The sequence below is a fragment of the Sandarakinorhabdus sp. genome, from assembly GCF_040398645.1.
Taxonomy (GTDB): Bacteria; Pseudomonadota; Alphaproteobacteria; order Sphingomonadales; family Sphingomonadaceae; genus Sandarakinorhabdus.
Genome location: NZ_JBBATR010000046.1, coordinates 3,248 through 5,848, shown reverse-complemented (window position 1 = coordinate 5,848; position 2,601 = coordinate 3,248). Strand labels below are relative to the sequence as shown.

Below are 2,601 nucleotides of genomic sequence, written 5' to 3'. Positions count from 1 at the left end.
GTTATTTTAAATGATCTGATCGGCTGGCAATTGCGCGGCGGTGATGGCCGGCGGATTGCGGCCGTGCTGGCTGACTGCCTGGCATTGCTGGCACGACCCTTTGCCGGCGGCGAGAAAATCGTCATCAAGCCAAGCAATGTCTGCAACGCCATGGCGCCGCTCATGTTGCAGTTGCGGCCCGGTGCGCGGGCGTTGCTGCTGCACGCGCCGTTGCGGGTATTTCTTGGCTCGGTGGCGCGAAAGAACATGGATGGCCGGCTGTGGGTGCGCGATTTGCTGATCAAGCAGCTCAAGCAGGGCCTGCACAATTTCGGTTTTGGCAGCGAGGATTATCTGGGGCAAACCGATCTGCAGGCGGCGGCCATGGGCTGGCTGGCGCAACAGGCGTTGTTTGCACGCATGGCGGCACAATTCGGGCCGCAAGTGTTGACGTTGGATTCCGAGGATTTGCTGGCGCAGCCGGCCAAGGCGTTGACGGTGCTGTGCAAATTTTTTGGCGTGGCGCTGGATGCCGAGGCGGTGGTGGCCGGGCCGATCTTTGCGCAGCACAGCAAGTTCGGGCAGGCATTTTCAAATCAGGATCGCATCGACGACCGTGCCGCCGAAGCCGTGCATGCCGATGAGATCGAAAAAGTGGCAATCTGGGCCGAGGCGGTGGCCAAGGCAGCCGGCGTGTCCCTGTTGCTGCCGCGCCCGCTGCTGGCGTGACAACTCGCTTGCATGCAGTGTCCGGTGATTTGCCAGACCGGGCCAGACACAAAAAAGGGGGCGGATGTTGCCATCCGCCCCCTGATTTTGTTGCCGTGCAGCGCTGGATTAGAAGCGCAGGCTGGCAGTGACGGTGTAACGACGGCCCAGCGTATCATAGGTCGACGGGAAGGTGTTACCGCTGTTGAAGGCAGTCGAACCGGCCGCAGAACCCACCAACGGCGGCTTGCTGTCAAACAGGTTGCTGACGACGAACAGCAGTGACACTTCATCTGAAATCTTGAAGCGGCTGGTCAGATCGAAATAGTCGTAGGCACGAATGCGTTGGAAGGCAGCGAACAACGGCGAAGCGTCGCCGCGCTGGGACAGCGGCGCCTTTGCCAACGGCTCCTGCTCGACGCTGTCGATGTGGCGCCACAGCAGCGACAGATCAACCCGGTCCATCGACAGCGTGGTGCGCAACGATGACTGCCACTTCGGCTGAATCGAGCCCGTGAACGAGCAGTTCGGGCTGTAGTAGCCCACGCACTCGCGGTTGACGGCGGTTGGCGTTGCCTGGAACTGCGAGCGGAAGGTGTAGTTGAAGTTGCCGCTGACACCCAGTTTCGCAAAACCGATATCGGTCGAGTAGGTTAGGTTCAAGTCCAGACCGTCGGTCTTCAGGCGGCCAAGGTTGGACAAGGGACGCGGCAGGCCAAAGGCCTCACCATCAAACGAACCGCTGTTCGGATCGCGGATGATTGCCCGGCACGCAGCACTTGCTGCGCTGGCTGCGGACAAAGTGGCAAAGCAAGCAGCGATCGAGTCGCCCGGCAGTGGGCTGGTGATCGCATCCGTCACGCTGATGTTGTAATAATCCAGCGTGATGGCGAGGCCGGGCACGAAGTTTGGCTGAAACACAGCACCGAGGGTCCAAGTGCTGGCCTTTTCCGGCTGCACAGTCGGATTGCCGCCGCCATAGGCATTGGCTTGGCCGGCGGCTGGCTGATCAATCTGGCCAATGATGCCCGGTGCAGCGCCCTGCGCAATGCAGACCGCGCGCAAGTTGGCGTTGGTCAGCGGTGCCGCACCGGCGCAAGGGTCAATACCAAGATTGGTCAGACCGCGTGAAACTGGCGAAAACAACTCGCCGATGTTCGGGGCACGGACGGCGCGGCTGTAGTTGCCGCGAACCTTGAAGCCCTGGGTGAATTCCCAGGTACCGCCAGCCTTCCAGGTGAACGCATCGTAGCTCGGGTTGCCGGCTGCGGCGACCTGATAGGACGAATAACGTGCGCCAGCTTCCAGCGTGACGTTTTCGAAGAACGGCTTGCCTTCTATCAACGGCGCAATGAATTCGCCGTATACTTCGCGGACATTGTAGCCGCCTTCGACGCGCGGCGTCGGGCCACCGCCGCCGCCAAGCACACCGCGCTCGGCGAAATCGTCCGGCAACACAGCCGCGCCGTAATCACGATACTCAGCACCGACAGCGAAACCAATCGGCTCGGCATCGCCAAACGACACGCCCAGATCCCCGGAAACCAAGGCGCGAACCTGGGTCAGTTCGGTCGTGGTACGCGTCGTCGAGTCGCCGGAGATGAACTGGGCCATGGCCGGCGTGATCGAGCCGCCTGGGCCATACAGGTTCAACGGCACGCAAAGCGCGTTGCCGCTAAGGCAGGTGGTGGTGTTCGTGGCGAGCACGGCATCGAGCACACGGTCATTGATGAGATAACCGGTGGCCCGTTGGATATTCTCGCTTTGACCGTAGCTGGCCGACACATCCCAATCGATGCTGTTGGTCAGCTTGCCGCGGAAACCGGCCGTGTAGTCGAACACAGTTGTGGTGTATTCGTTATCACGCGTGCCGGCCTCGACCGTGCGGCGGCTGATCAGGGTGCTCACCGTGCG

General features: G+C 61.5%; 2 protein-coding genes. One reads left to right on the top strand and one right to left on the bottom strand.

Features of this window, described 5'->3' with window-relative positions; translation table 11 throughout:
- A partial coding sequence (locus tag ABWP50_RS10220; RefSeq protein WP_502951030.1) for a sulfotransferase family protein occupies positions 1-708 on the top strand: 708 nt, incomplete at its 5' end.
- 108 nt (positions 709-816) lie between these two features.
- Here the strand turns inward: ABWP50_RS10220 and ABWP50_RS10215 are convergent.
- A partial coding sequence (locus ABWP50_RS10215; protein WP_353217888.1) for a TonB-dependent receptor domain-containing protein occupies positions 817-2,601 on the bottom strand: 1,785 nt, incomplete at its 5' end.